Raw genomic sequence first — 3,359 nt, 5'->3', positions numbered from 1 at the left:
ATGCCAGTCTTAATGCGACGTGAGCTGCCGCGTCCTGCGGGTCGCTTGGCAAATCGCTACGGGCGCCATCTTCGTAAATAACGGTCGTGAAGCGACCATGTTTTGGCTTCAGATAGCGCTTTGTGTGTGGATTCGCATGTATTGGATACATGATGATCCTGTTTGCCAGGATGGTCGCTAGCAAGGGCCACTCCGATTCGGGTCTTGCTTGCCATATCTGCATGTCCCGGTCGATGGGTTGGAAYGTCTTCAAATACAGCTTCTGCGCGGGCTCGCCGTTCTCGGTTGCTTCTTGCAACTTGAACTGCGCCTCCATCACGTCATCGCCACTGAGAATCTGCTGCCCCTCGGCTATCGCTCCCACCTCGGTTTCCATAGTTGTGCCCCTCCATGAATCGCTACCCAATGGTAGGCCATGGACTTCATGGTGAAATCACTCGCACTATGATCGACTCTTCGCACCATCCAGCCCTGTGCGGCGGCCTGTTTGCACTGGTGGCAGCAGCTTTGTTCGGCATCAGTACGCCTTTGGTGCAAAAGTTGGGCGCTGGCTTGGGTGCCTTCACGACAGCAGCGCTGCTGTATGCCGGAGCAGCGCTGATCGGGGCCCTGTCGCTGCGGACTGCTGCGCACGAAGCGCGGGTGCAGAGGTCCGACATTCCGAGCCTTCTGGCGATGGCTGGCTTTGGCGCGGCGCTGGGGCCGGTGGCCCTGGCCTGGGGGCTGCAGCATACGAGCGGGGCCAGCGCATCGCTCATGCTCACGTTGGAGGCGTTGTTCACCGCGACGCTGGCATGGTGGCTGTACAGTGAAACCATGGACCGCCGCGTGTGGGCCGCCATGCTCTTGCTGCTCGCAGGAGGAATGGCGCTCGTTCTGGACCAGGGCCTACAGGGAGGAGTTCAGCTGATGGGGTTGCTTGCCGTGTTGCTGGCCACCGTCGCCTGGGGGGTGGACAACACCTTGTCCCGTGGACTGGCTGAGCGCGACCCCAGCCAGGTGGTGATGGCCAAGGCTACCTTGGGAGCCGCAGTGACGGCTGCATTGGCGGTTTCGACTGGGGAGCCTTGGCCTTCGTTATCCGCAGCACTAGGACTTCTCGCCGTGGGAGCCACTGGCTACGGCCTGAGTCTGCGCTTTTACCTTCTTGCCCAGCGGGCGTTTGGCGCGGCGCGCACAGGCTCGGTGTTTGCTTTCGCGCCCTTCATCGGTGCTGCCGTGGCCTTCGGTTTCGGGGACCGCTCTGCGGGATGGTTGATGCTGCTGGGCGGGGTATTGATGCTGGCGGGAGTGGTACTGCACTTGGCGGAAAGCCATGGTCACGAGCACACACACGAAGTGCTTGAGCATGAGCATGCCCACCGGCACGACGATGGGCACCATTCACATGTGCACTTTGTGATGCCAAAGGGCAGCCACAGTCACAAGCACACCCATGAACCTATGACCCACGCTCATCCCCATGCTCCTGACGTGCACCATCAACACGTTCACTGAACCCCAGGGATTTTTTGTCTGCTCCCCCGAGGTCACTTGACCGTCAGGTCGGCGACCAGGCGAGCCTTGTAAGCCCTTTCCCGAATAGCATCCTCGCCGTCAGTCGCCCATACAAACGTGCTCTTCCATGCCCAAACCGTTCCATCGATCCGAAGAAATCGTAGGTCACCAGCTTTGCCATCCACGGTTGCGACTTGACGCTCTCCTTCGAAATCCAAGGTGAACGTATGCGTTCCTGGCTTCAACTTGAAGCGCACCATCGTGTTGGGGAGAGTCTCGGCGGCGATTTCGTTATCCGCGCTGATCTTCACAAACCGCCCGCCATCTCCCCAGTTGCGCCGTACGACGTAGACGGTGAGCGCATTCGGATCGGGAGTAAAGCGCTTCGCCTGAGCGTCGGCATTCAGGCTGGGGGCGGGCACCCGAGTGCATGCGATTACTCGGCCCTTCCTGGCTTTGTAACAGTATGGCGCTTCTGCGGAAGGATCGGCCCCAGTAGGGGTGGCACAACCCGCCAGCAAGCTAGCAACCAGCGCAGAAGTCAGGATCACGCAGAGGCGGCGGGTGCCTGAATGTGGAGGAATTTTTGTCATGGATCTGATTCTTTGCTGTGGAGGTTGTTGATCAGCGACTGCAGGTTTGTCAGCGACTCCGGCACTTTTACCCACGGTCTGCCTCCTTGGATTGCATCTGGCGGTGCCGCGATTTCGGTGTATTTCGGTATTTCAAACGCATTGCCTGTCGATCCCTCAGTCTCTTGGCCAAGCGTCGGCTGTACTTGACTCTCACCGCCATTGGCGGGTGGCGTTTGAGCCAGATACGCCGCAGCCTCCAAAACACAAACACGGAGGTCAACAAGCCGATCCAAATCCAGAACAGTTTGGCAAAAGGCGCGACCTGTGCCGCCTGCATTGACATGGATCGCTCCTTTTTGCATCCAGCAAAGGCATATTGCCGATGGGCTGACCGAACTCGCAACTATGTAGTCAGTTTCTTTGACGTGAACGGACTGCTGAAAGTGGATCAACACTGGGGCGTCGCGAGGGCGATCCCCCCAGCCAGGCTTCGTATTACTTCAGCGTGAAACGAACAGAGGCAACCGACTTGCCGGCCTTCGAGACAGCGACGACGGCTTTGGTACCGGCGGGGACTTTGAAGCTGCCCGCGGCTTCCAGCTTGCCGTCACCGGCTTGGAGCTGGACATCCTGTTTCTCGCTGCCTGCCAGCAGCGTGACCTTGGCGGTCATTCCCGCCACGGCAACTGGCTTTCCATGGTCGCGCATATAGAGCTGCAGCTTGTCGGCGCTGGCGACGAGTTCGTACTCGACCTCCTTGGCTTCGGCGACAGCACCACCGTGCATCGGTTTGATGTCGTGACCATGGTTGTCAGCAGCGAACGCCGTGCCGCAGGCCGACACCGCCACTGCGAGAATGAGTTGGGAGAGTTTCATGACAGTTCCTTTGGGGGTGGAGAAAAGGGACGGCCCCACGATCAGCGAGCGGGACCGTTTCAACTACGCGGACGCGGACACGTCTGGGGGATGCGAGGGCTCAGCGGACACGTCCTCATCTTCCTCATCGGGCCGGTGGGCCAGACGGTAAAGAATCGGCAGCACGAGAAGCGTGAGCAGCGTGGACGAGAGAATTCCGCCGATCACCACGGTGGCCAGGGGACGCTGGACTTCAGCGCCGGTGCCTGTCGCAATGGCCATTGGAATGAAGCCCAGCGAGGCCACCAGGGCAGTCATCAGAACCGGCCGTAGCCGGGTGAGCGCGCCGTCACGGATTGCTTCGTCAAGACCAACACCGCCTTCCCTCAAGCTGCGGATGTACGAAATCATCACCAGACCATTGAGCACGGC

5 protein-coding genes and 1 pseudogene are annotated in these 3,359 nt (G+C 59.8%); 1 reads left to right on the top strand and 5 read right to left on the bottom strand.

Annotated elements, in window-relative coordinates:
- Positions 1-376 (bottom strand): annotated as a pseudogene (locus AC04MI_RS24260) (hypothetical protein); the annotation flags it as partial.
- Positions 377-444: 68 nt separating this feature from the next.
- Here AC04MI_RS24260 and AC04MI_RS24255 point away from each other — a divergent pair.
- Complete coding sequence (locus AC04MI_RS24255; RefSeq protein ID WP_099730248.1) at positions 445-1,497, top strand: DMT family transporter; 1,053 nt, start codon at positions 445-447, stop codon at positions 1,495-1,497.
- Positions 1,498-1,529: 32 nt separating this feature from the next.
- On the opposite strand, the gene AC04MI_RS24250 is transcribed toward AC04MI_RS24255, so the two are convergent.
- From AC04MI_RS24250 to AC04MI_RS24235, 4 genes are all read right to left on the bottom strand, one after another.
- Positions 1,530-2,090, bottom strand: a complete 561-nt coding sequence (locus tag AC04MI_RS24250; RefSeq protein ID WP_055401673.1) for a hypothetical protein — start codon at positions 2,088-2,090, stop codon at positions 1,530-1,532.
- Positions 2,087-2,527 carry a hypothetical protein gene (locus AC04MI_RS24245; RefSeq protein WP_158236074.1) on the bottom strand — a complete coding sequence of 147 codons (441 nt, stop codon included), beginning with the start codon at positions 2,525-2,527 and terminating at the stop codon, positions 2,087-2,089. The genes AC04MI_RS24250 and AC04MI_RS24245 overlap by 4 nt, the downstream gene beginning before the upstream one ends.
- Positions 2,528-2,567: 40 nt before the next feature.
- Positions 2,568-2,948: a hypothetical protein gene (locus AC04MI_RS24240; RefSeq protein WP_056744980.1), complete on the bottom strand. Its 381-nt coding sequence runs from the start codon at positions 2,946-2,948 to the stop codon at positions 2,568-2,570.
- A 63-nt stretch (positions 2,949-3,011) separates the two neighbouring features.
- Positions 3,012-3,359: efflux RND transporter permease subunit (locus AC04MI_RS24235; RefSeq protein WP_476498931.1), on the bottom strand; the 348-nt coding region annotated here is incomplete at its 5' end.

The sequence above is a fragment of the Acidovorax sp. LjRoot204 genome, assembly GCF_056175785.1.
This window is presented reverse-complemented; position numbering and strand designations above follow the sequence as displayed.